16 protein-coding genes are annotated in these 19,948 nt (G+C 66.7%); 3 read left to right on the plus strand and 13 right to left on the minus strand.

What is annotated here, in order from left to right:
• Positions 1-99: 99 nt before the first annotated feature.
• Both AC24R4_RS26035 and phaC read right to left on the minus strand, forming a co-directional pair.
• The gene (locus AC24R4_RS26035; RefSeq protein WP_153948118.1) at positions 100-1,278 is read right to left on the minus strand and encodes an acetyl-CoA C-acetyltransferase; all 1,179 of its coding nucleotides are present in this window, start codon (positions 1,276-1,278) and stop codon (positions 100-102) included.
• A 75-nt stretch (positions 1,279-1,353) separates the two neighbouring features.
• Complete coding sequence (phaC, locus tag AC24R4_RS26040; RefSeq protein WP_400394854.1) at positions 1,354-3,234, minus strand: class I poly(R)-hydroxyalkanoic acid synthase; 1,881 nt, start codon at positions 3,232-3,234, stop codon at positions 1,354-1,356.
• Between the two features lie 321 nt (positions 3,235-3,555).
• Here phaC and AC24R4_RS26045 point away from each other — a divergent pair, with 321 nt between their 5' ends.
• Positions 3,556-3,798: a hypothetical protein gene (locus AC24R4_RS26045; RefSeq protein WP_400394852.1), complete on the plus strand. Its 243-nt coding sequence runs from the start codon at positions 3,556-3,558 to the stop codon at positions 3,796-3,798.
• Here the strand turns inward: AC24R4_RS26045 and pgeF are convergent.
• Together pgeF and AC24R4_RS26055 are read right to left on the minus strand one after the other, a co-directional pair.
• The gene (gene pgeF, locus AC24R4_RS26050; RefSeq protein WP_487523854.1) at positions 3,795-4,622 is read right to left on the minus strand and encodes a peptidoglycan editing factor PgeF; all 828 of its coding nucleotides are present in this window, start codon (positions 4,620-4,622) and stop codon (positions 3,795-3,797) included. The genes AC24R4_RS26045 and pgeF overlap by 4 nt on opposite strands.
• Positions 4,606-5,829, minus strand: coding sequence for an RluA family pseudouridine synthase (locus AC24R4_RS26055; protein WP_400396501.1), 1,224 nt, complete (start codon positions 5,827-5,829; stop codon positions 4,606-4,608). The genes pgeF and AC24R4_RS26055 overlap by 17 nt, the downstream gene beginning before the upstream one ends.
• 16 nt (positions 5,830-5,845) lie before the next feature.
• On the opposite strand from AC24R4_RS26055, the gene AC24R4_RS26060 reads away from it, so the two are divergent.
• Complete coding sequence (locus AC24R4_RS26060) at positions 5,846-6,676, plus strand: outer membrane protein assembly factor BamD (RefSeq protein WP_029050638.1); 831 nt, start codon at positions 5,846-5,848, stop codon at positions 6,674-6,676.
• 123 nt (positions 6,677-6,799) lie between these two features.
• On the opposite strand, the gene yoaA is transcribed toward AC24R4_RS26060, so the two are convergent.
• The 3 genes from yoaA to AC24R4_RS26075 form a co-directional block, all read right to left on the minus strand.
• Positions 6,800-8,902 (minus strand): DNA repair helicase YoaA, encoded by a 2,103-nt coding sequence (yoaA, locus tag AC24R4_RS26065; RefSeq protein ID WP_487523988.1) that lies wholly within the window; start codon positions 8,900-8,902, stop codon positions 6,800-6,802.
• Between the two features lie 251 nt (positions 8,903-9,153).
• Entirely contained in the window at positions 9,154-9,357 is a 204-nt protein-coding gene (locus AC24R4_RS26070; RefSeq protein ID WP_029050639.1) for a DUF465 domain-containing protein, read from the minus strand.
• 58 nt (positions 9,358-9,415) lie between these two features.
• Positions 9,416-10,222: a hypothetical protein gene (locus tag AC24R4_RS26075; RefSeq protein ID WP_153948113.1), complete on the minus strand. Its 807-nt coding sequence runs from the start codon at positions 10,220-10,222 to the stop codon at positions 9,416-9,418.
• A 177-nt stretch (positions 10,223-10,399) separates the two neighbouring features.
• Between AC24R4_RS26075 and AC24R4_RS26080 the strand changes: the two genes are divergently transcribed.
• Positions 10,400-12,763, plus strand: a complete 2,364-nt coding sequence (locus AC24R4_RS26080) for a Tex family protein (protein WP_400392953.1) — start codon at positions 10,400-10,402, stop codon at positions 12,761-12,763.
• Positions 12,764-12,860: 97 nt separating this feature from the next.
• Here the strand turns inward: AC24R4_RS26080 and AC24R4_RS26085 are convergent, their stop codons facing one another.
• The 6 genes from AC24R4_RS26085 to AC24R4_RS26110 form a co-directional block, all read right to left on the minus strand.
• The gene (locus tag AC24R4_RS26085; protein ID WP_400392952.1) at positions 12,861-14,762 is read right to left on the minus strand and encodes a potassium transporter Kup; all 1,902 of its coding nucleotides are present in this window, start codon (positions 14,760-14,762) and stop codon (positions 12,861-12,863) included.
• A gap of 375 nt (positions 14,763-15,137) precedes the next feature.
• A complete protein-coding gene (locus tag AC24R4_RS26090) occupies positions 15,138-15,854 on the minus strand; it encodes an ABC transporter ATP-binding protein (protein ID WP_400392950.1) in 717 nt (238 codons plus the stop codon).
• Positions 15,851-16,642, minus strand: coding sequence for an ABC transporter ATP-binding protein (locus tag AC24R4_RS26095; RefSeq protein ID WP_400392948.1), 792 nt, complete (start codon positions 16,640-16,642; stop codon positions 15,851-15,853). Before AC24R4_RS26095 ends, AC24R4_RS26090 begins: the two co-directional genes overlap by 4 nt.
• Positions 16,639-17,703, minus strand: a complete 1,065-nt coding sequence (locus tag AC24R4_RS26100; RefSeq protein WP_400392946.1) for a branched-chain amino acid ABC transporter permease — start codon at positions 17,701-17,703, stop codon at positions 16,639-16,641. Before AC24R4_RS26100 ends, AC24R4_RS26095 begins: the two co-directional genes overlap by 4 nt.
• A gap of 13 nt (positions 17,704-17,716) precedes the next feature.
• Positions 17,717-18,583 carry a branched-chain amino acid ABC transporter permease gene (locus AC24R4_RS26105; RefSeq protein WP_400392944.1) on the minus strand — a complete coding sequence of 289 codons (867 nt, stop codon included), beginning with the start codon at positions 18,581-18,583 and terminating at the stop codon, positions 17,717-17,719.
• A 77-nt stretch (positions 18,584-18,660) separates the two neighbouring features.
• A complete protein-coding gene (locus AC24R4_RS26110; protein ID WP_400392942.1) occupies positions 18,661-19,878 on the minus strand; it encodes an ABC transporter substrate-binding protein in 1,218 nt (405 codons plus the stop codon).
• Between the last annotated feature and the right edge of the window lie 70 nt (positions 19,879-19,948).

The raw sequence follows: 19,948 nt of genomic DNA on the forward strand, positions 1-19,948 counted from the left end.
TAGTTGGCTCGCTCGATCGTTGTTATCGATGCTCAGGTCTGTATCGATGCCGGCGGGTAGACGTTCCTCGGCACGCGCCGCCGGCATGCCCTCCTGCAATCAGCGCTCGACTGCCAGCGCCACGCCCATGCCGCCGCCGATGCACAGCGAGGCCAGGCCCTTCTTCGCGTCACGACGCTTCATTTCGTGCAGCAGGGTCACCAGAATGCGGCAGCCCGATGCACCGATCGGATGGCCGATGGCGATGGCGCCACCGTTCACGTTGATCTTCGACTGGTCCCAGCCCATTTCCTTGTGCACGGCCAGGGCCTGGGCGGCGAAGGCTTCATTGATTTCCATGAGATCCAGGTCCTTGACGCCCCAGCCCGCGCGCGACAGGCAGCGTTTGCTGGCCGGCACCGGACCCATGCCCATCACGGCCGGATCCACGCCGGCGTTGGCGTAGGCCTTGATCGTGGCCAGCGGCGTCAGGCCCAGTTCCTTGGCCTTGGCCGCCGACATCACCACCACGGCGGCGGCGCCGTCGTTCAGGCCCGATGCATTGGCGGCGGTCACCGTGCCGGCCTTGTCGAAGGCGGGCTTCAGGCCGGCCATGCTGTCCAGCGTGGCGCCCTGGCGCACGAACTCGTCGGTCTTGAAGGCCACCGGGTCGCCCTTGCGCTGCGGAATCAGCACCGGCACGATTTCCTCGTCGAACTTGCCGGCCTTCTGGGCGGCTTCGGCCTTGTTCTGCGATCCCACGGCGAACTCGTCCTGGGCTTCGCGCGTGATGCCGTATTCCTTGGCCACGTTTTCGGCCGTGATGCCCATGTGGTACTGGTTGTAGACGTCCCACAGGCCGTCGACAATCATCGAGTCCACCAGCTTGGTATCGCCCATGCGGAAGCCGTCGCGCGAGCCCGGCAGCACGTGCGGTGCGGCGCTCATGTTCTCCATGCCGCCAGCCACCACGATTTCGGCTTCGCCGGCGATGATGGCGTTGGCGGCCAGCATCACCGCCTTCAGGCCGGAGCCGCACACCTTGTTGATGGTCATGGCCGGCACCATGTCCGGCAGGCCGGCCTTGCGCGATGCCTGGCGCGCCGGGTTCTGGCCCGAAGCGGCCGTCAGCACCTGGCCCATGATCACTTCGCTCACCTGGTCCGGCTTCACGCCGGCGCGCTCGAGCGCGGCCTTGATCACGATGGCGCCCAGTTCAGGCGCCGGGATCTTCGCCAGGGAGCCACCGAACTTGCCTACTGCGGTACGGGCTGCGGAAACAATGACGATGTCGGTCATTTCAGGTCCTTTCGAGAAAGCGAATCGCGGATCGGTTCGAAACCGGGCCGGCCGTCATGGCCAGCCCGCGTGAAATCAGGCGCGCTGTCGGACGTAGCGGCCGGGCGCCGGCTCCACCGGCGGGTAATGTTCGTTGCCCAGCGCGTCGGGTGCGGCGCGCTTCGGGCCTGCCTGCTTGCCCAGCCAGGCCATCCAGTCGGGCCACCAGCTGCCCGGGTGCTCCTGGGCGCCGGCCAGCCATTCCTGGGCCGATTCGGGCAGCGCATCGTTGGTCCAGTGGCTGCGCTTCTTCTTCGCCGGGGGATTGATCACGCCGGCGATATGGCCAGAGGCGCCCAGCACGAAGCGGAGCTTGTTCTTCAGCAGCGCGGTCGATGCATAGGCAGCCATCCACGGCACGATATGATCTTCCCGTGACCCGTAGATATAAGTCGGCACGTCGATCTTGCCCAGGTCCACCGGGGCGTTGCAGACGGTCAGCTTGCCAGGCACCTTGAGTTCATCCTGCAGGTAGGTGTGGCGCAGGTACCAGCAATACCAGGGGCCTGGCAGATTGGTGGCGTCGCCGTTCCAGAACAGCAGGTCGAACGGCACCGGCGTATTGCCCTTCAGGTAGTTGTCCACCACGTAGTTCCACACCAGGTCGTTAGGTCGCAGGAACGAGAACGTGTTGGCCAGCTCCACGCCGCGCAGCAGGCCGCAAGGCGCACCCGAGGCGCCACCCAGCGTGGCTTCGCGCAATTGCACGTGGGCTTCGTCGACGAATACGTCGAGGATGCCGGTATCGGAGAAATCGAGCAGTGTGGTCAGCAGCGTCAGGCTGGCTGCCGGCCGTTCGCCACGGGCGGCCAGCACGGACAGCGCGGTCGAGACGATGGTGCCGCCCACGCAGAAGCCCAGCACGTTGATCTGGTCCTGCCCGCTGATATCGCGCGTCACCTCGATCGCGCGGATGGCCGCGTGCTCGATGTAGTCGTCCCACGTGCGCTCGGCCATCGAGGCATCGGGGTTGCGCCACGACACCAGGAAGACCGTGTGGCCATTTTCCACGGCATGCCGCACCAGCGAGCTTTCGGGCTGCAGGTCGAGGATGTAGTACTTGTTGATGCACGGTGGCACCAGCAGCAGCGGCCGGGCGTAGACCTTGTCGGTCAGCGGCTTGTACTGCAGCAGCTGGAAGTATTCGTTCTCGTAGACCACGGCGCCTTCGGTCACCGCCACGTTGCGGCCCACTTCGAAGGCCTTCTCATCGGTCTGCGAGATCTTGCCGCGTTGCAGGTCTTCCAGCATGTTGCGCACGCCGTTGCGCAGCGATTCGCCGCCCGACTCGATCAGGCGCTGCTGGGCATCGGGATTGGTGGCCAGGAAGTTGGCCGGCGACATGGCGTCGACCCATTGCGACACCGCGAAGCGGATGCGCTGGCGCACCTTCGGGTCGGCTTCCACGGCATCGGCCAGTTCGGTCATGGCGCGCGCCGTCAGCAGGTAGAACGCAGCGGTATACCGGTATGGCGCGTTGTTGCGCCAGGCAGGACTGGCGAAGCGGCGATCGGACAAGCGTTCGCTGGCACCGGCATTGCCGTTGCCGCCGGGATGGCCGTTGGCGACCATGGCGCCCTCGCCCATTTCGCGCCAGAGCTCGGCAAAGTCCTTCAGGTAGCGTTGCTGGATGCCGGCCAGCTGGTCCGGCGAAATTTTCACAGGACCGCCGTTCGCACCGCCAGTCGGAAACGCCTGTTGGAACGCCTTGGCGAAGGCATCGCCCGCGGGAAAGCCACCGGGGAATGCACCGGCCAGACCCGCCGGGAAACCGGCCGGCATCTCGCCGTTGGTTTCAGGGGCCCACTGACGGGACCATTCCAGCCATGCAGCTGGATCGAATGGCCCCGGCGCAAATTGAAACGGTTGGGACTTGTCTTCCTTTCCGGAAGCTGCCGCACCTTTGCCGGTCGCCATGATGTGATCGTCTCTCTGCCTGTCGTAGTGGATGACGGGCTCGGGGTAACTGTCTCCCGACCCGCCCCGTATCCCGGGATGCGTCCGCAAGCTGCCCAGGGCGGCTTGGCTCTTACGCTATGCTTGCCGGCGAAACCCTGGAATCGTTCCTCGGTTCCGATACATTTCGAGGCATTGTTGCCTTGCAATGGAGAGACTGTCAATGCGGAAATCCGCATTGCGATGCGGGGGGCGAATAAGTGAAGCCCGACCTACCGGACGGTAACGCTGGCGCGGGTTGCCGGGCCGGTCCAACCCCTATTCGAGAAAGATGAAAGCCTGATGTATATCGTGGCAATTGGCTGGCTTTACGTCGCCCTGATGATGGCCATCACCGAGACCAGCGTCGTCGCCGGTGTGGCCACGTTCCTGCTGTACGGACTGGCACCGGTGTCGATCGTGATGTACATCATGGGGACGCCGGGCCGGCGTCGCAGGCGCCGTGCGCAGGAGGCCCGTGACGCCGCGCAAGCCGCCTCGGCACAGGCCGCGCGGCTTCCGGACGATGGCGCTGCCGGGTCCTAGTCGGCCAGCCAGACCAGCGTGGCCATGCGGCCCGTGGTGCGGTCGCGGCGGTAGGAATAGAAGCGGTCCGCGTCGCGGACCGTGCAGGCATTGCCGCCGAACACCTGCGTGCAGCCAGCGCGCGCCAGGCGAATGCGTGCGAGTGCATACAGATCGGCCAGGAATTTGCCGGGTTCGCCCGCGATGAATGCCGCCGCCACTGCCGCGCGCTCGCCGGGCAAGGCCTGCTGCAGGAACGCTTCGCGTACCTCGGGCCCCACCTCGAAGGCATCGGGGCCGATCGCCGGCCCGAGCCAGGCCAGCCACTGCGCCTGGGCGCCCGCTCGTGCTGCCATGCGTGCCAAGGTGGCCTCGATCACGCCATCGCACAGCCCGCGCCAGCCGGCGTGAGCGGCGCCCACCACCGTGCCTTCCGTATTGCACAGCAACACGGGCAGGCAATCGGCCGTCATGATCGCGCAGACGTGTCCGGGCGTGGCGCTCACGCTGGCATCGGCGCGCGGCACGTCGTCGCCTTGGCCCGCGTCATCGGCTGTCGCCACGCCGCATCCATGCACCTGCTCCAGCCAGCGAGGCATGGCCGGCAAGTGGCTGGCCAGCCGGGCGCGGTTGGCGGCCACGGCAGCCGGATCGTCACCGACGTGCGTCCCCAGGTTAAGCCCCCCCGCGCTACCGTCTGCCAGGCCGTACGGACCCGCGCTGACACCCCCCTTTCGCGTGGTGGAGAGCGCGCGCACCCGGGCCGGCGCCGGCCAGTCCGGGACGATCCAGGCCGCGTCACCGGCCATCGGGTCAACCGTCGCCCGGTCAGTCGTCATCGTCATCGGCCTCTCCTTCGTACCACTCGGGCTCGCCCTCGTCCTCGTCGTCATCCTCGGCATACCGCTCGAAGTCGAGCGCATCGATCAGCGCCTGCAGGTCTTCGGGCGGCTCGGCCTCCCATGATTTCTTGCGGCCCGTCACCGGATGCATCAGCCCCAGCCGGTATGCGTGCAGCGCCTGGCGGGTGAACGGCACCGGCAGCGGAACGCGCACGGCCGGGCGCTGGCCGCGCTGCGTCGCCTTGTGATAGACCGGATCCCCCACAAGCGGATGGCCAATGGACTCGAAATGCACGCGGATCTGGTGCGTGCGCCCGGTTTCCAGCTGGCACATCACCATCGACACCTTCGAGCGGCCCAGCGGCACCGTGCCAAGCGTTTCGAAATGGGTGCGCGACGGCTTGCCGCTGTTGGTATGCACGATGGCCATCCGCGTGCGCTCGCGCGGATCGCGCCCGATCGGCGCATCGATCGTGCCCTCGTCGGGCGTCTCGCCCCAGACCAGGGCGATATACGTGCGCTTGACCGTGCGGGCCTGCAGCTGCCGTACCAGGTCGGTCTGCGCGGTCAGCGTGCGTGCCACCACCATCAGGCCCGACGTTTCCTTGTCCAGCCGATGCACGATGCCCGCGCGCGGCAGGCGCGCCGCGTGCGGATCGCGATGCAGCAGGCCATTGAGGACCGTGCCGCTCCAGTTGCCTGCGGCGGGATGCACCACCAGCCCGGCCGGCTTGTTGATGACCAGCAGCGCATCGTCCTCGTACAGCACGTCCAGCGGCACGTCCTCCGCCGTAAACGCCATCGATTCCGGCGCGGCCTGGGGCTGGATCTCGATCTGCTGGCCCATCTGGACGGATGCCTTGGCGCGGCTGGGCTCGCCGTCCACGCGGACCGCGCCATCCTCGATCCACTGCTGGATGCGGCTGCGCGAAAATTCGTTGAAATGCCGCGCGAGCAGCTTGTCGAGCCGCTCGCCGTGCGCCGCGCTATCGACTTCCAGGTACAGTGGCATCAGGTCAGGCGCGGCAGGCGCCGTGGCAGGCACCTCGTCATTGAATTCGTCCGTCGTCCCCCCTTCGTCGCCCTCGTCAAAATGGTCGTCGAAGTCTTCGGATTCCTCGTGGGTCACGTCGGCTTTTGCGGTGTGGCGTTTCAGACCGGTTTCGGTCTTGGGGCTTCGGCTATAATGCTTGGCGCTATTTTTTTTCATCCGGAACAGGTTGCCCATGCAATTGCAGAGCATCAAACGCGCGAACTGGCGCGCGAAAATTGGAGCGGTTTTGCTCGCAGGCGGATGCGTCATGCTATCGGCATGCGGCCTGCTGGGAGACCAGCCTGACGAAACCGCCGGCTGGTCGGCCAACAAATTATATTCGGAAGCCAAGGATGCCCTCGATGGCGGCGACTACACGCGCGCCGTGAAGCTGTACGAAAAGCTCGAGGGCCGCTATCCGTTTGGCCGCTATGCACAGCAGGCCCAGATCGATACCGCCTACGCCAACTACAAGGATGGCGAGACCGCTGCCGCGCTGGCTGCCGTGGACCGCTTCATCCAGCTGCACCCGAGCCACCCGAACATCGATTACGCCTACTACCTCAAGGGCCTGATCAACTTCAACGACAACCTCGGCTGGCTTGGCCGCTTCTCGGGCCAGGATCTCAGCGAACGCGACCCCAAGGCAGCCCGCGCCGCCTATGACGCGTTCCAGACCCTGATCACGCGCTATCCGGACAGCAAGTACACGCCGGACGCCACGCTGCGCATGCAGTACATCGTCAACGCGCTGGCCCAGCACGAAGTCCACGCCGCGCGCTACTACTACCGCCGCGGCGCCTACCTGGCGGCCGTGAACCGCGCGCAGCAGGCGCTCAAGGACTACGATGGCGCGCCGGCCAACGAAGAGGCGCTGTACATCATGGTGCGGTCGTACGATGCGCTGGGCATGAAAGACCTGCGCGACGACGCGGCACGCGTGATGGAACGCAACTACCCGAACAGCGATTTCATCAAGTACGGACAACGCCGCAAGGACAAGTCCTGGTGGGAAGTGTTCTGACGACGCCCGGCCTGGCCGGAGCATAAGAAAAGCCCGACGCAAGGTCGGGCTTTTTCGTTTTCTGGCGATGGCGTTGAGTGTTTGCTGGCGCTTTTGCCGCCACGGCCGCCACGTCTATAGCGCCTATACCTGGCCGCGCTCCCCTTCACCATCCGCCTCGCCGCCAGGCGTGGCGTCCGTGCCTGGCTCGCCGGCCGGCTGGCGCAGGCTTTCCAGGAACCGCACCACCGTTTCGGCCTCGCGCGTACGCGTGAACGGCGGCAAGCTCTGCCAGATCTGTCGGCCGTATGGCTTTTCTACGAGTCGGGTGTCGCAGATGGCCAGCACGCCGCGATCCGATTCCGAACGGATCAGGCGCCCCGCGCCCTGCTTCAGCGTAATCACCGCGTGCGGCAGCTGGTGTACGGCAAACGGGCTCAGGCCCTTTTTCTGCAGCACCTCCATGCGGGCGGCCAGCACCGGGTCGTCGGGCGGCGCGAACGGCAGCTTGTCGATGATCACCAGAGAAAGCGCCTCACCGCGCACATCCACACCTTCCCAGAAGCTCTGGCTGCCCACCAGCACCGCGTTACCGAGTTGACGGAAGCGTTCCAGCAGTTCGGTGCGGCTGGCCTGCCCCTGTACCAGCAGCGGCAGGTTGATGCCGCGCGCGGCGAACAGGTCGTAGAGCATGTCCGACGCCTTCTGCACCGCGCGCAGCGTGGTACAGAGCAGGAACGTCCGGCCGCCAGCCGCCTCGATCAGCGGCAGCGCCCTTTCGACCACGGCTTCGGTGAACTGGGGCGAATTCGGCGGTGGCATGTCGCGCGGCACGTAGAGCAGGCCCTGCTTCGCGTAGTCGAACGGGCTGGGCAGCGTCAGCGATTGATCCTTGTTCAGCCCGAGCTGCGCCGCGTAGTGGGCGAAATTGCCCTTCACCGACAGCGTCGCCGAGGTAAAGATCCAGGCGCGGGGATGGCCCTCACGCTGGCGCGTGAAGATCGGCGCGATCGACAACGGGGTGCGGTGCAGCTGGACGGTGTGCGAGAACACTTCGACCCAGCGCACGGTATCGGGGCCGAACTGGGCAGGCGCGGGCGGCGGCGGGGTCTCGGCGTCGCCCCCGGCGGCCTCTGCCGCCGTCTCGCCGGACGACGCGGGGGCTGGGGCCGGCGGCGCGGCAGCGCGATCGTCCCGCCAGACTTCCAGCTTGTTGGCCAGCTCCACGGCCCGGCGGTGGCATTGTTCCAGCGTTTCGGCGCGCTCGGCCTGCGATTCCAGCGCCTCGACAAACCCCGACAGCGCCTCTTCCAGCGCGTCCAGCGTTTCGTAGAACGGCTCGGCGGTGCGCGGATCGGCATCGATCTGCCCCATCGCCATGCGCACGTTGTCGCGGCCGAACGCCAGCCGCAAGTCGCGCGCGGCACGCTCCAGCGGCGCACCCAGCGCGACCCAGTCCACGGCGTCGCGGGCGTGTGACAGCCCTTCGGCCACGGTGTCGCGTGCCAGTTCGAGCAGCTGGCTGGTGGACAGCGTTTCGCCGAAGAACAGCGTCGCCGTTTCCGGCAGCTGGTGGGCTTCGTCGAAGATCACGGTGTTGGCGGCGGGCAGCAGTTCGGCCATGCCGGTATCGCGCAGCACCACGTCCGCAAAGAACAGGTGATGGTTCACCACCACCACATCGGCCTGCTGCGCTTCCTTGCGGGCGCGCATTACAAAGCATTCCTTGTAGTTCGGGCATTCGCTGCCCAGGCAGTTGTCGCGCGTGGACGTCACCATCTGCCAGACGGGCGCGTTCTCGGGCACGGCCGCCAGTTCGGCCTTGTCGCCGGTCGCCGTGGTCTTGGCGAATTTCCCGATATCGCGCAGCCACGCGGCATCCTGCTTCGACGCAAGCCGACCGTTGGCCTGCGCGCGCTCCAGATGGTAGTGGCACACGTAATTGGCGCGCCCCTTGAGCAGCGACACCGACACCGGCACGTTCAGCGCATGGCGCACCGTCGGAATATCGCGCAGGAACAGCTGGTCCTGCAGGTTCTTGGTCCCGGTGGACAGGATGACCTTGCCGCCCCAGAGCATGGCCGGCACCAGGTAGGCAAAGGTCTTGCCGGTGCCGGTGCCGGCCTCGACGATGACCGTGTCGTTCTGGCCGATGGCATTGGCCACGGCCTGGGCCATCTTCAACTGCGACGCGCGCGGCCGGTAGCCCGGGATGGCCGTGGCCAGCGTGCCCGTGTCGGCGAACATCGTCGACAGTTGGGCGGCTTGCGAGGCGGCCTGGCTGGCCGATGCCGCGGCCACGGCGTCGCCTGGCGATTCGGCGGGTTCGTGGGCATCGGGCGCCTCGGCGGCATCGGACAGAAGGTCGTCAGTGGGATCTGGCAAGGTGGGGCTTTCTTCGATACCCGTGGCCGGTGGGCCTGCCACGGGAGATGTGTGGTGCGTGTGCCGCGCTGGGGTTGGCCGGATCGTCCGGCCAGCGCGCCGCTGCGGGGGCGTCAGGCCGGAACATCGGGTTCCAGGTGCAGCTGCAGCAAGGTGATCGCGTCCTTGAGCTTGAGGCGGCGCTTTTTCAAGCGGCGCAGCTGCAGTTCATCGTGGGCGGGATCGGCGGACAGCCGGTCGATCAGGAAATCGAGGTCGCGGTGTTCGATCTGCAACTCGATGATCTGCCGCGCCAGCGTGTTGAGATTTTCATCCATGGTGCGCCTTCGTACTCCAGGGCGGCGGCCAGCGGCCCCGCCCGACCCTGCCAACGAATCAGAAACCGAACGGGCTCGGCCCGGAATTCTGGCCGCCCTGCTTCTGCTTCTCCTCGGCACGTGCGCGCCGCTCGTCCAGGTCTTTCTGGCGCTGCACGGCGTCTGCCTGCTTCTGCTCGTAAGTCTTGACGTTTTCCTGACGCTGGCGCGCGCTTTCGGCGCCCTTCTGCTGGGCTTCCTTCATGCGCGCGTTGTAATCGTCCTGCTTCTTCTGGTACGCCTCGGCATTGGCCGCGCGCTGGGGCGCCTGCCCCGTGGCCTGTGCATCGCGCAGCGCCTGTTCCTGCTGCTTGCGTTCGAAGGCTTCCCGGCTGGCCTGCTCGTTGGCCGCCCGGCCCGGCTGGCCGGCCTCGTATTCGGCGCGGCGCAGGGCCTGCTCGCGATCGCGCGTTGCCGCCTTGTAGGCCCGCTCGGCATCGCCAACTTCCAGATCCCGGGCGCGCAGCACGTGCAGTTCCTCGCGCTGGACGTCCTTGGCCTTCTCGATGCAGTGGGTCACCAGGAACTTGCTGTAGCACGCGCGCTCGGCCACCGCGAAGCGGTAATTGGTCCATGCGCGCGAATCATTGATGGCCTTGCGCTCGGCCTCGAAGTCGCGCGGCTTGCCCGGGTCCGGCGGGATGGGCGCCGCAGTGGGCGCCGACGGTGGCGCAAACGAAGGGGCGGCAGCGGGCGCCGACGCCTGCGCGTGCGCGGTGCCCAGCGGCGCCGCCAGCAGCAGCGCGGCCAGCGCCAGCGTGGCAATCGGGAAAGCGGAAATGGAAACCGGGCGAGCCATGACGGCCGGAAGGGGCTTGACGATCATGCCGCGATTCTAGCATCCGGGGCCCCCTCGGACCGCACCGCGAACCGGCCGCCGGGTGCCGTGCGGGCACCACCCGCGCCAGCCGCGGAAAAGACAGTGTAAAAGGTGTCTTCCCGTCACCGGAAGCGCGCCGCGCTTGTGGCACAATGCCCCGCTTTCGACTGACTCGTTTTCTCGATGTCCAATCTGCCTGCTTCCGTCCTGCAAAAGATTGTGTCGCTGATCGCGGCCGAACTGTCCGTGCAACCGCGCCAGGTGGCGGCTGCCGTGGACCTCCTGGACGAAGGTGCCACGGTGCCGTTTATCGCCCGCTACCGCAAGGAAGTGACGGGCAACCTCGACGATACGCAGCTGCGTAATCTCGAAGAACGCCTGCTGTACCTGCGCGACATGGAAGACCGCCGCGCCACGATCCTGGCGTCGATCGAGGAACAGGGCAAGCTGACCGACGCGCTGCGCGCCGCCATCGAGGCCGCCGAGACCAAGCAGACGCTGGAAGACCTCTACCTGCCCTACAAGCCAAAGCGCCGCACGCGCGCCCAGATCGCCCGCGAATGCGGCCTGGAGCCGCTGGCGCAGGCGCTGCTGGCCGACCCCACACTGGACCCGCAAGCCGAGGCCGCCAAATACGTCAATGGCAACCCCACCGCCGAAGGCGGCGTGCCTGACACCAAGGCCGCGCTGGACGGCGCCCGCGACATCCTGTCCGAGCAGTTTGGCGAAACGGCCGAGCTGCTGGGCAAGCTGCGCGACCACCTGTGGAACAACGGCGTGGTGTCGTCCACGGTCATGGAAGGCAAGGAAAGCGCCGAGGAAGAGAAATTCCGCGACTACTATCAGTACAGCGAGACCCTCCGTACCGTGCCGTCGCACCGTGCACTGGCGCTGTTCCGCGGCCGCAACGCAGGCGTGCTGCTGGTCAAGCTTGGCCTGGGCGAGGAACAGGACGCCATGGTGCCGCACCCGTGCGAAGGCATGATTGCGCGCCATGTCGGCATCGAGAACCGCAACCGTCCGGCCGACAAATGGCTGGCCGACGTGTGCCGCTGGTGCTGGCGCGTCAAGGTGCAGCCGCACCTGGAAACCGAGCTGCTGACCCAGCTGCGCGAGGCCGCCGAGGCCGAGGCCATCAAGGTGTTCGGCCGCAACCTGCACGAACTGCTGCTGGCCGCGCCGGCGGGCCCGAAGTCCGTGATGGGTATCGACCCGGGCATCCGCACGGGCTGCAAGATCGCCGTGGTGGACAGCACCGGCAAGCTGCTTGAGACCGCCACGATCTACCCGCACGAGCCGCGCCGTGACTGGAACGGTTCGCTGGCCACGCTGGCCCGGCTGGCCAGGCAGCACAATGTGGCGCTCTGCTCGATCGGCAACGGCACGGCCAGCCGCGAGACCGACAAGCTCGTGCAGGACCTGATAAAGGGCGCCCCGGAACTGAAGCTGACCAAGATCGTGGTCAGCGAAGCCGGCGCGTCGGTGTACTCGGCATCGGAACTGGCCGCCAAGGAATTCCCGGACCTGGACGTATCGCTGCGCGGCGCGGTGTCGATTGCCCGCCGCCTGCAGGACCCGCTGGCCGAACTCGTCAAGATCGATCCCAAGTCGATCGGCGTGGGCCAGTACCAGCACGACGTGAACCAGCGCGAGCTGGCCCGTGCGCTGGACGCCGTGGTGGAAGACTGCGTGAACGCGGTGGGCGTGGACGTGAACACCGCATCCGCCCCGCTGCTGGCGCGCGTGTCGGGCCTGAACTCGGTGCTGGCGCGCAATATCGTCGAATTCCGAGACGCCAACGGTGCGTTCAGCAATCGCGAATCGTTGAAAAAGGTGCCGCGCCTGGGCGACAAGACGTTCGAGCAGGCCGCCGGCTTCCTGCGCATCAACAATGGCGACAACCCGCTGGACCGTTCGTCGGTGCACCCGGAAGCCTACCCGGTGGTGCAGAAGATCCTGGACCATATCAAGAAGGGCCTGCCCGACGTGATGGGCAACCGCGAGAGCCTGCGCGGCCTGTCGCCGCAGCAGTTTGCCGACGACAAGTTCGGCCTGCCGACCGTGCGCGACATCCTGACCGAACTGGAAAAGCCGGGCCGCGACCCGCGCCCCGAGTTCAAGACCGCCACCTTCCAGGAAGGCGTGGAAGACGTGAAGGACCTGCAGCCGGGCATGATCCTGGAAGGCGTGGTCACGAACGTGGCAGCCTTTGGTGCGTTCGTCGACATCGGCGTGCATCAGGACGGACTGGTCCATATCTCGGCGCTGTCCACCAAGTTCGTCAAGGACGCGCACGAAGTGGTCAAGGCCGGTCAGATCGTCAAGGTCAAGGTCATGGAAGTGGACGTCAAGCGAAACCGTATCGGCCTGACCATGCGCCTGGACGACGAACCTGGCCAGCAAGCCGCCCGAGCGGGCGGCGGCGACCGCCCGGCCGATCGGGGCCAGCGCAGCAACGGTGGCAACCGTGGCGCCGGCGGCAACGCACGCCGCGAGCCCGAAACGCAAGGCGCCATGGCCGCGGCCTTTGCCAAGCTGAAGCGCTAAGCCACCGGCAAGCCGGCAAACCCCGGCAACGCACGGCAGAACGAAAAACGCCCCGCTCGATGCGGGGCGTTTTTTGTGGCTCAGTCAGCAAGCCGGCTCAGATTTCTACCTTGGTACCCAGTTCCACCACCCGGTTGGCCGGAATCGAGAAGAAGTCGGACGGCTTGGCGCCGTTCTGATGCATCCAGGCAAAGAGCCGCTCGCGCCACATCGACATGCCGGGCAGCTTGGACGGAATCACCGTCTCGCGCGCGATGAAGAACGAGGTCTCCATCAGTTCGAAGTGCATGTCGAGCTTGCGCTGCGCCAGGTCGAGCACCCGGTTCACGTCTGGCGTTTCCTTGAAGCCGTACTCCGACGCCAGGATGAATACGCCGCCGCCCAGGTCCTTGCAGGTCAGGCGGTGGTCGTCGTCCACGTACGGAATGTCACGCGTGACAAAGCTCAGGAATACCACGCGCTCGTGCAGCACGCGGTTGTGTTTCAGGTTGTGCAGCAGCGACACCGGCACCGATTCGGTACTGCCGGTCAGGAACACCGCCGTGCCTTCCACGCGATGCGGCGGATGGGCCAGCAGGCCGGCGATGAACGGCTCCAGCGGAATGCCGTCTTCGAGGCTGCGCGCGCGCAGCAGCTTGCGGCCGCTGTGCCAGGTCATCAGCAGGAAGAACGCCGTGCTGCCCATCAGCAGCGGGAACCAGCCGCCTTCGGCCACCTTGAGCAGGTTGGCCGCGAAAAACGACAGGTCGACGATCAGGAACGATGCGCCAAGCAGCGTCACCAGCACCCGGTTCCACTTCCAGAACCGGCGCATGACGATGACCGCCAGGAACGTCGTGATCAGCATCGTCGTGGTCACCGCAATGCCGTAGGCGGCAGCCAGGTTCTCTGACTTGCGGAACGACAGCACCACCGCGATCACCAGCACCAGCAGCGCCCAGTTGATCACGGGCAGGTAGATCTGGCCGATTTCCGCCGCCGACGTGTACAGGATGCGCATGCGCGGCAGGAAGCCCAGCTGGATGGCCTGGCTGGTCAGCGAGAACGCGCCCGAGATGACCGCCTGCGACGCGATCACCGTGGCCGCCGTGGCCAGCAGCACCATCGGCAGCTGCAGCATTTCAGGCACCATCAGGTAGAACGGATTCTCGATGGCTTGCGGATTGCCCAGCAGCAGCGCGCCCTGGCCGAAGTAGTTCAGCATCAGGCAGGGCATCACCAGGGCGAACCAGCCATAGCGGATGGGCTTGGCGCCGAAGTGGCCCATGTCGATGTACAGGGCCTCGGCGCCCGTCAGCACCAGGAACACGCTGCCCAGCACGATGAACGCCAGCAGCGAGTGCTCGATCAGGAACGAAATACCGTACCAGGGGTTGATGGCCTTGAGGATGTCCGGCGCCTGCACCAGATGCAGGATACCCAGCCCGCCCAGCGCCAGGAACCACACCACCATGATCGGCCCGAACAGCTTGCCCACGGCGCTGGTGCCGTGGCGCTGGATAAAGAACAGCACGCACAGGATGGACAGCGTGATCGGGATCACGAAGTGCGACAGCGCCGGCGCGGCAATCTCCAGCCCTTCCACGGCCGACAGCACCGAGATGGCCGGCGTGATCACCGCATCGCCATAGAACATGCAGGCGCCGAAAATGGCAGACATCATGATCAGCCGGGCCATGCGCGACCTTGGGGCCGCCGTTCGCAGCGCCAGCGCCATCAGCGCCAGCACGCCGCCCTCGCCGTTGTTGTCGGCGCGCATCACAAAGAGCACGTACTTTATCGACACGACGACGATCATCGCCCAGAACAGCAGCGAAATGATGCCCAGCACCGCTTCGGGGCTGAACGGAATGCCGTGGTCCTTGCTGAAACACTCCTTGAGCGAATACAGGGGGCTGGTACCGATGTCGCCAAAGACGACGCCGATCGCGCCGATCACGAGCGCACGGGTGCTCTGGCTTTCGACGAAATAATGGCTGGTGGTTGCGGATTGGGTCATGGAATTGGGTCAGGTGAACCGGCTCGCGCCTCCCGTGCCTGCCTTTGGCTGCCCTGGCATGGCGCCAGACGGACAGTCCCTCCAAAGTGCTTCATCAGGCACGATTTTCTTTCACGCTAGCGGCTCCGGTCCCCGATGGGGCGTGTTGGCCTTCTCAGTTTCTATTGCGATGCACAAACGCGCGCATTCTAGATGAAGTGTCGTGCGGCGACCACTATGGAAATGCCGACGTCACGGGCCACGACCGATCAAGCATGGGAAAGAAGCCGGGCATGGTCAAGCCCCGCCGATGCCGGCACCGTGGGGTCACCCACCGTCGGCACGTTGCGAAGGCACGACACCAAATGTCTGATACGTTACTTTTTCAAACAGGCGTCAGACGCCCAGGTAGCGGTCCAGCGCCGCCGGCGTGGCGGCCAGGCTGGCGGCGGGCCCCGCCATCACTACCTGCCCTTTTTCGAGGACGACCACGCGGTCGGCGTGCGACAGCACCGCGCGGTAGTTGCGATCGACCACGATCGACGCGATGCCGGTCCCCCGCACCGTGGCAATCACGTGCCAGATCTCGTGGACGATGCGCGGCGCCAGCCCCTCGGTGGCCTCATCCAGGATCAGGCAGTCGGGGTTGGTCATCAGCGCGCGGCCGATCGACAGCATCTGCTGCTCGCCGCCGGACAGCTGCTGGCCGCCATGGGATAGCCGTTCCTTGAGTCGCGGAAACAGGTCGAGCACGCGTGCCTCGTCCCAGTCCTTGCGGCCGCCGCAGCCGGCCCGCGCCGCCATCACCAGGTTCTCGCGCACGCTCAGATTCGGAAAAATGCCACGCCCTTCGGGCACGTAGGCGATGCCAAGCCGGGCCACCTCGTGCGGCCGGGCGCGCGACATCTCGCGGCCAGCCACGCGGATCGTACCGGCGCGTTCACGGACATGGCCCAGCAGCGTACGCAGCAGCGTGCTCTTGCCCATGCCGTTGCGGCCCAGCAGCCCGACGGTCTCGCCCGCGTTGACATGGAAGTCGATGCCACGCAGCACATGGCTCGATCCATACCAGGCGTTGACGCCGCTGGCGTCGATGATGGCGTTGGTGCTCATGCGCCGGCCTCCTGCCGCTGGCCCGTCTCGTCCTCTTCGCCCAGGTAGGCCAGCTGTACCTCACGATTGGCGCGGATGCTGGCCCGGTCGCCCGATGCGATGACCGTGCCGTTGACCATGACCGTGATGCGGTCGGCCACGGCGAACACGGCCTCCATGTCGTGTTCGACCAGCAGGATCGCGTGCCCTTCGCGCAGGCCGCGCAGCAGGTCGAGCATGCGGGCCGATTCCTCGGCGCCCATGCCGGCCAGCGGTTCGTCCAGCAGCAGCGCCACGGGCTCGGTGGCCAGGCACATCGCCACTTCCAGCTGCCGCTTCTGGCCGTGGGCCAGTTCGCTGGCCACGCGGCCCGCGTGCGGCGCCAGGCCGGCGCGCTCCAGCGCCTCGTCGGCCAGCGCCCGGCTGGTGCGGCAGCCTTGCGCGGATTCCCACAGCCGCCACGCACGCTGGGCGCGCGACTGGGCGGCCAGCCGGCAGTTCTCGCGCACGGTCAGCGGCAGAAAGATATTGTTGCGCTGGTAGCTGCGCCCCACCCCGTGGCGCGCCAGCCTTGGCTGCGCCCAGCCGGTGACCTCGTGCCCCTGCAGATACAGCCGGCCTTCGGACGGCGGCAGCTCGCCAGACAGCAGGTTGATCAGCGTCGACTTGCCAGCGCCGTTCGTACCGATCACGGCGTGGATTTCATTGAGGTGCAGCGACAGGTCCACCTGGTTGACCGCCGTCAGACCGCCAAAGCGGCGCGACAGCATCTCGGCCTGCATCACCGGCGCCGATGTGGAATGGTTCATACGGCCTCCCGGCTCTGCGCGTTCGGGTCCGCGGCGCCGGCATGGCGGCGCGCGCGGCGCGGCCCACGCTGCCGCAGCACCGCCGGCACGCTCACCAGCCCGCGCGGCAGCAGCGCCACCGCGACGATGATGAAGCCGCCCATCAGCAGCTGCCAGTGCCGGGTCAGCGTGCCGAACCACTCGGCCAGCAGCACGAACGAGAACGCTCCCAGCACGGCCCCGGCCAGGCTGCCCACGCCGCCCAGGATCACCATCAGCATGGCATTGCCCGACTGGTGCCACGACGCAATCTCGGGGTTCACGAAGCCGAACTGGATCGCATACAGGAATCCCGCCAGCCCGGCCAGCATGCCGCCGGCCACGAAGGCGCCCAGCTGGTAGCGATAGGTGCCAAAGCCTGCCGCGCGCATGCGCTGCTCGTTATGGCGGATGCCCACCAGCGCGTGGCCGAAACGCGAGCGCAGCAGCAACGCCAGCAGCGCCACGGTCAGCACCAGCGCGGCCAGCACCAGCCAGTAGAAGCGCACCGGATCGTTCACCGTGAGCGGCAGTTCCGAGAACAGGCCGAATTCGGGCCGGAAGTAGATATAGGTGCCATCGCTGCCCCCGGCGATCTTGGTGTCGTGGAACACGAAATACACCATCTGCGCGAAGGCCAGCGTGACCATGATGAAGTAGATGCCGCGCGTGCGCAGCACCAGCGCACCCACCACCAGTGCCAGCGCGCCGGCGGCGCCCACCGCGCCCAGCAACAGCAGCCAGCCGTTGCCCGCGCCGCTCTGGGGCGCCAGCATGGCGGTGGCGTAGGCCGCCATGGCGAAATACGCCGCGTGCCCCAGGCTCACCAGCCCGGTGTAGCCGATCAGCAGCTGCAGCGACAGCGCGAAGATCGCCATGATCATCACCTTGCTGAGCAGCTCGATATAGTACTTGTGGCTGTCGGCGGTCAGCACCAGCGGCGCGGCGCACAGCACGGCCAGCGCAAGGGTCCAGCCCAGCGCGGCCAGCCACGCGGGGCGCCGCACTGGCTGGGGCGCGGTTGTCGAGATATCGGTTTGCATGTTCCCTTCCTGCTCAACCCGCGCGGAACAGCCCTTGCGGCTTCCACAGCAAAATCACGGCCATCAGCAGGTACACCAGCACGCCGGCGGCGTCCTGCCAGAACACCTTGCCGAACGTGTCGACAAAGCCGATCAGCAGCGAGGCTACCAGCGCCCCCTTGACCGACCCGATGCCGCCAATCACCACCACCACGAAGCAGATGATCAGCACCTGCCCGCCCATGCCCGGGTACACCGACGACACCGGCGACGCGATCATCCCCGCCAGCACGGCCAGCGCCACGCCCAGCGCGAACACGAAGCGGTACAGCACCGTCACGTTGATGCCGAGCGACTGCACCATCTCGCGGTTGGTGGCGCCGGCGCGAATCATCATGCCCACCCGCGTGCGCCGGATCACGTAGTACATCGCGCCCGCCACCAGCAGGCAGACCGCCGAAATGAACAGCCGGTACACCGGATAGGTCATGTCGTTGCCGATCGGCAGCGACCCGTCCAGCAGCGCGGGCACGGGGACGCCATGGACGTCGTCGCCCACCAGGAGGCTGCGCAGTTCTTCGAAGACCAGGATCAGCCCGTACGTCATCAGTACCTGCTGCAGGTGGTCACGCTGGTACAGGTAGCTGAAGAACGCCCATTCGAGCAGGTAGCCGAACAGCACGGCCAGCACGATGCCCAGCGGCAGCGCGACAAACAGGTTGCCGGTCAGGCTGGCCAGCGTGAACGCCAGGTAGGCCCCCAGCATGTAGAAGCTGCCATGGGCCAGGTTGATCACGCCCATGATGCCGAAGATCAGCGTCAGCCCGCTGGCCACCAGGAACAGCAGCAGGCCGTACTGCACGCTGTTCAGGCACTGGATGAGGAAGGAAACGATGTCCATCGTGAAACCGGCCGTGCCGTGTGGTGGGTCGTGGGTGCCGTGGGGGGGCTGGGCGGAGCGCCTGTGGCCGCGCCGGATCAGAGGCGGCAGCCGCGCGCGGGATCGGCCAGCGCCTTCACCGCCACGGCGCTCACCTTGTTCTCGCGGCCATCCACGCGGCGCAGGTAGAAATCCTGTACCGGGTTGTGAGCCTTCGACAACGTGAACGCGCCGCGCGGGCTGTCCACCCTGGCCGCTTCCATGGCCTTGATGATGTCCGACTTGCGCGTCATGTCGCCCTTCACCGCGTTGGCGCCGGCGGCCAGCAGCTGTGCGGCGTCGTAGCCCTGCACGGCGTAGACGTCCGGCTGCAGCTTGTAGGTCTTGGCGTAGTCCAGGCGGAAGGCCTTGTCGCGCGCGTTGTTCAGGCCATCGGCGTAGTGCAGCGTGGTCTCCAGCCCCTGGGCGGCGGCGCCCTGCGCCTCCAGCGTGCCATCGGTCAGGAAGCCCGAACCATAGAGCGGGATCTTGTCCTTCAGCCCGGCTGCCTGCCAGTCCTTCACGAACTTGACCGCACCGCCGCCGGCAAAGAACACGAACACGGCGTCCGGCTTGAGCGATGCCACTTCGGTGATCAGCGCCTGGAACTCGACGTTCGGGAACGGCAGGCTCAGTTCCTTGACCACCTTGCCGCCCTTGGCCTCGAAGGCCTCCTTGAAGCCCTTGACCGACTGCTCGCCGGCCGCGTACTTCCAGGTCAGCGTGACCACCTTCTTCATGCCGCGATCGGCCAGCACGTGGCCCATGGCATAGCCGGGCTGCCAGTTCGAGAACGACGACCGGAAGATATTGGGGCCGCACAGCGGGCCCGTGGCTTCGTCCACGCCCGCATTGGGGATGATCAGCAGCGTGTTGTTTTCCTTGGCCACCTTGACGATGCCCATCTGCACGCCCGAATGCACGGTGCCGACCACCACATCGACCTGATCGCGCCGGATCAGCTTGGTGGCGTTTTCCGGTGCCTTGGCCGGATCGGATTCATCGTCCACCTTGAAGTACTCCACGTCGCGCCCGCCCAGCTTGCCGCCCTGCTGCTGCACATACATCCGGAAGCCGTTCTCGATGGCCGTGCCCAGCGCCGCATAGGTGCCCGTGTACGGCAGCATGAAGCCGACCTTGACCTTGCCACCGGCCGGGGCGGCCGGCGCGGTCTGGGCCAGCGCGGCGCCGCCGGTGGCCAGCAGCGCGCTGGCGGCCAAGGTGACGACAGACAGACGACGCGCGTGCAGCAGCGTGCGCAATGCATTGCGATGCATGGAATCTCCTCCTGTTGGTCTGAAGCCGGTGGCGCCGCGCGCACCGGACCGGTGCCGGCCCGGCTGTCGC

Source organism: Cupriavidus sp. CER-90, from assembly GCF_057652055.1.

Excerpts from the sequence above, each read along its gene's own strand:
- yoaA (WP_487523988.1), bottom strand. The coding sequence starts at position 8,902 with ATGTTCGCCGACACGGGCACGCTGGCCACGGCCATCCCGGGCTACCGG.
- AC24R4_RS26075 (WP_153948113.1), bottom strand. The coding sequence starts at position 10,222 with ATGATCGTCAAGCCCCTTCCGGCCGTCATGGCTCGCCCGGTTTCCATT.
- AC24R4_RS26035 (WP_153948118.1), bottom strand. The coding sequence starts at position 1,278 with ATGACCGACATCGTCATTGTTTCCGCAGCCCGTACCGCAGTAGGCAAG.
- AC24R4_RS26110 (WP_400392942.1), bottom strand. The coding sequence starts at position 19,878 with ATGCATCGCAATGCATTGCGCACGCTGCTGCACGCGCGTCGTCTGTCT.
- AC24R4_RS26055 (WP_400396501.1), bottom strand. The coding sequence starts at position 5,829 with ATGAAAAAAAATAGCGCCAAGCATTATAGCCGAAGCCCCAAGACCGAA.
- AC24R4_RS26085 (WP_400392952.1), bottom strand. The coding sequence starts at position 14,762 with ATGACCCAATCCGCAACCACCAGCCATTATTTCGTCGAAAGCCAGAGC.
- AC24R4_RS26090 (WP_400392950.1), bottom strand. The coding sequence starts at position 15,854 with ATGAGCACCAACGCCATCATCGACGCCAGCGGCGTCAACGCCTGGTAT.
- AC24R4_RS26080 (WP_400392953.1), top strand. The coding sequence starts at position 10,400 with ATGTCCAATCTGCCTGCTTCCGTCCTGCAAAAGATTGTGTCGCTGATC.
- AC24R4_RS26060 (WP_029050638.1), top strand. The coding sequence starts at position 5,846 with ATGCAATTGCAGAGCATCAAACGCGCGAACTGGCGCGCGAAAATTGGA.
- phaC (WP_400394854.1), bottom strand. The coding sequence starts at position 3,234 with ATGGCGACCGGCAAAGGTGCGGCAGCTTCCGGAAAGGAAGACAAGTCC.
- AC24R4_RS26100 (WP_400392946.1), bottom strand. The coding sequence starts at position 17,703 with ATGCAAACCGATATCTCGACAACCGCGCCCCAGCCAGTGCGGCGCCCC.
- AC24R4_RS26070 (WP_029050639.1), bottom strand. The coding sequence starts at position 9,357 with ATGGATGAAAATCTCAACACGCTGGCGCGGCAGATCATCGAGTTGCAG.
- pgeF (WP_487523854.1), bottom strand. The coding sequence starts at position 4,622 with ATGACGATGACGACTGACCGGGCGACGGTTGACCCGATGGCCGGTGAC.
- AC24R4_RS26045 (WP_400394852.1), top strand. The coding sequence starts at position 3,556 with ATGTATATCGTGGCAATTGGCTGGCTTTACGTCGCCCTGATGATGGCC.
- AC24R4_RS26095 (WP_400392948.1), bottom strand. The coding sequence starts at position 16,642 with ATGAACCATTCCACATCGGCGCCGGTGATGCAGGCCGAGATGCTGTCG.
- AC24R4_RS26105 (WP_400392944.1), bottom strand. The coding sequence starts at position 18,583 with ATGGACATCGTTTCCTTCCTCATCCAGTGCCTGAACAGCGTGCAGTAC.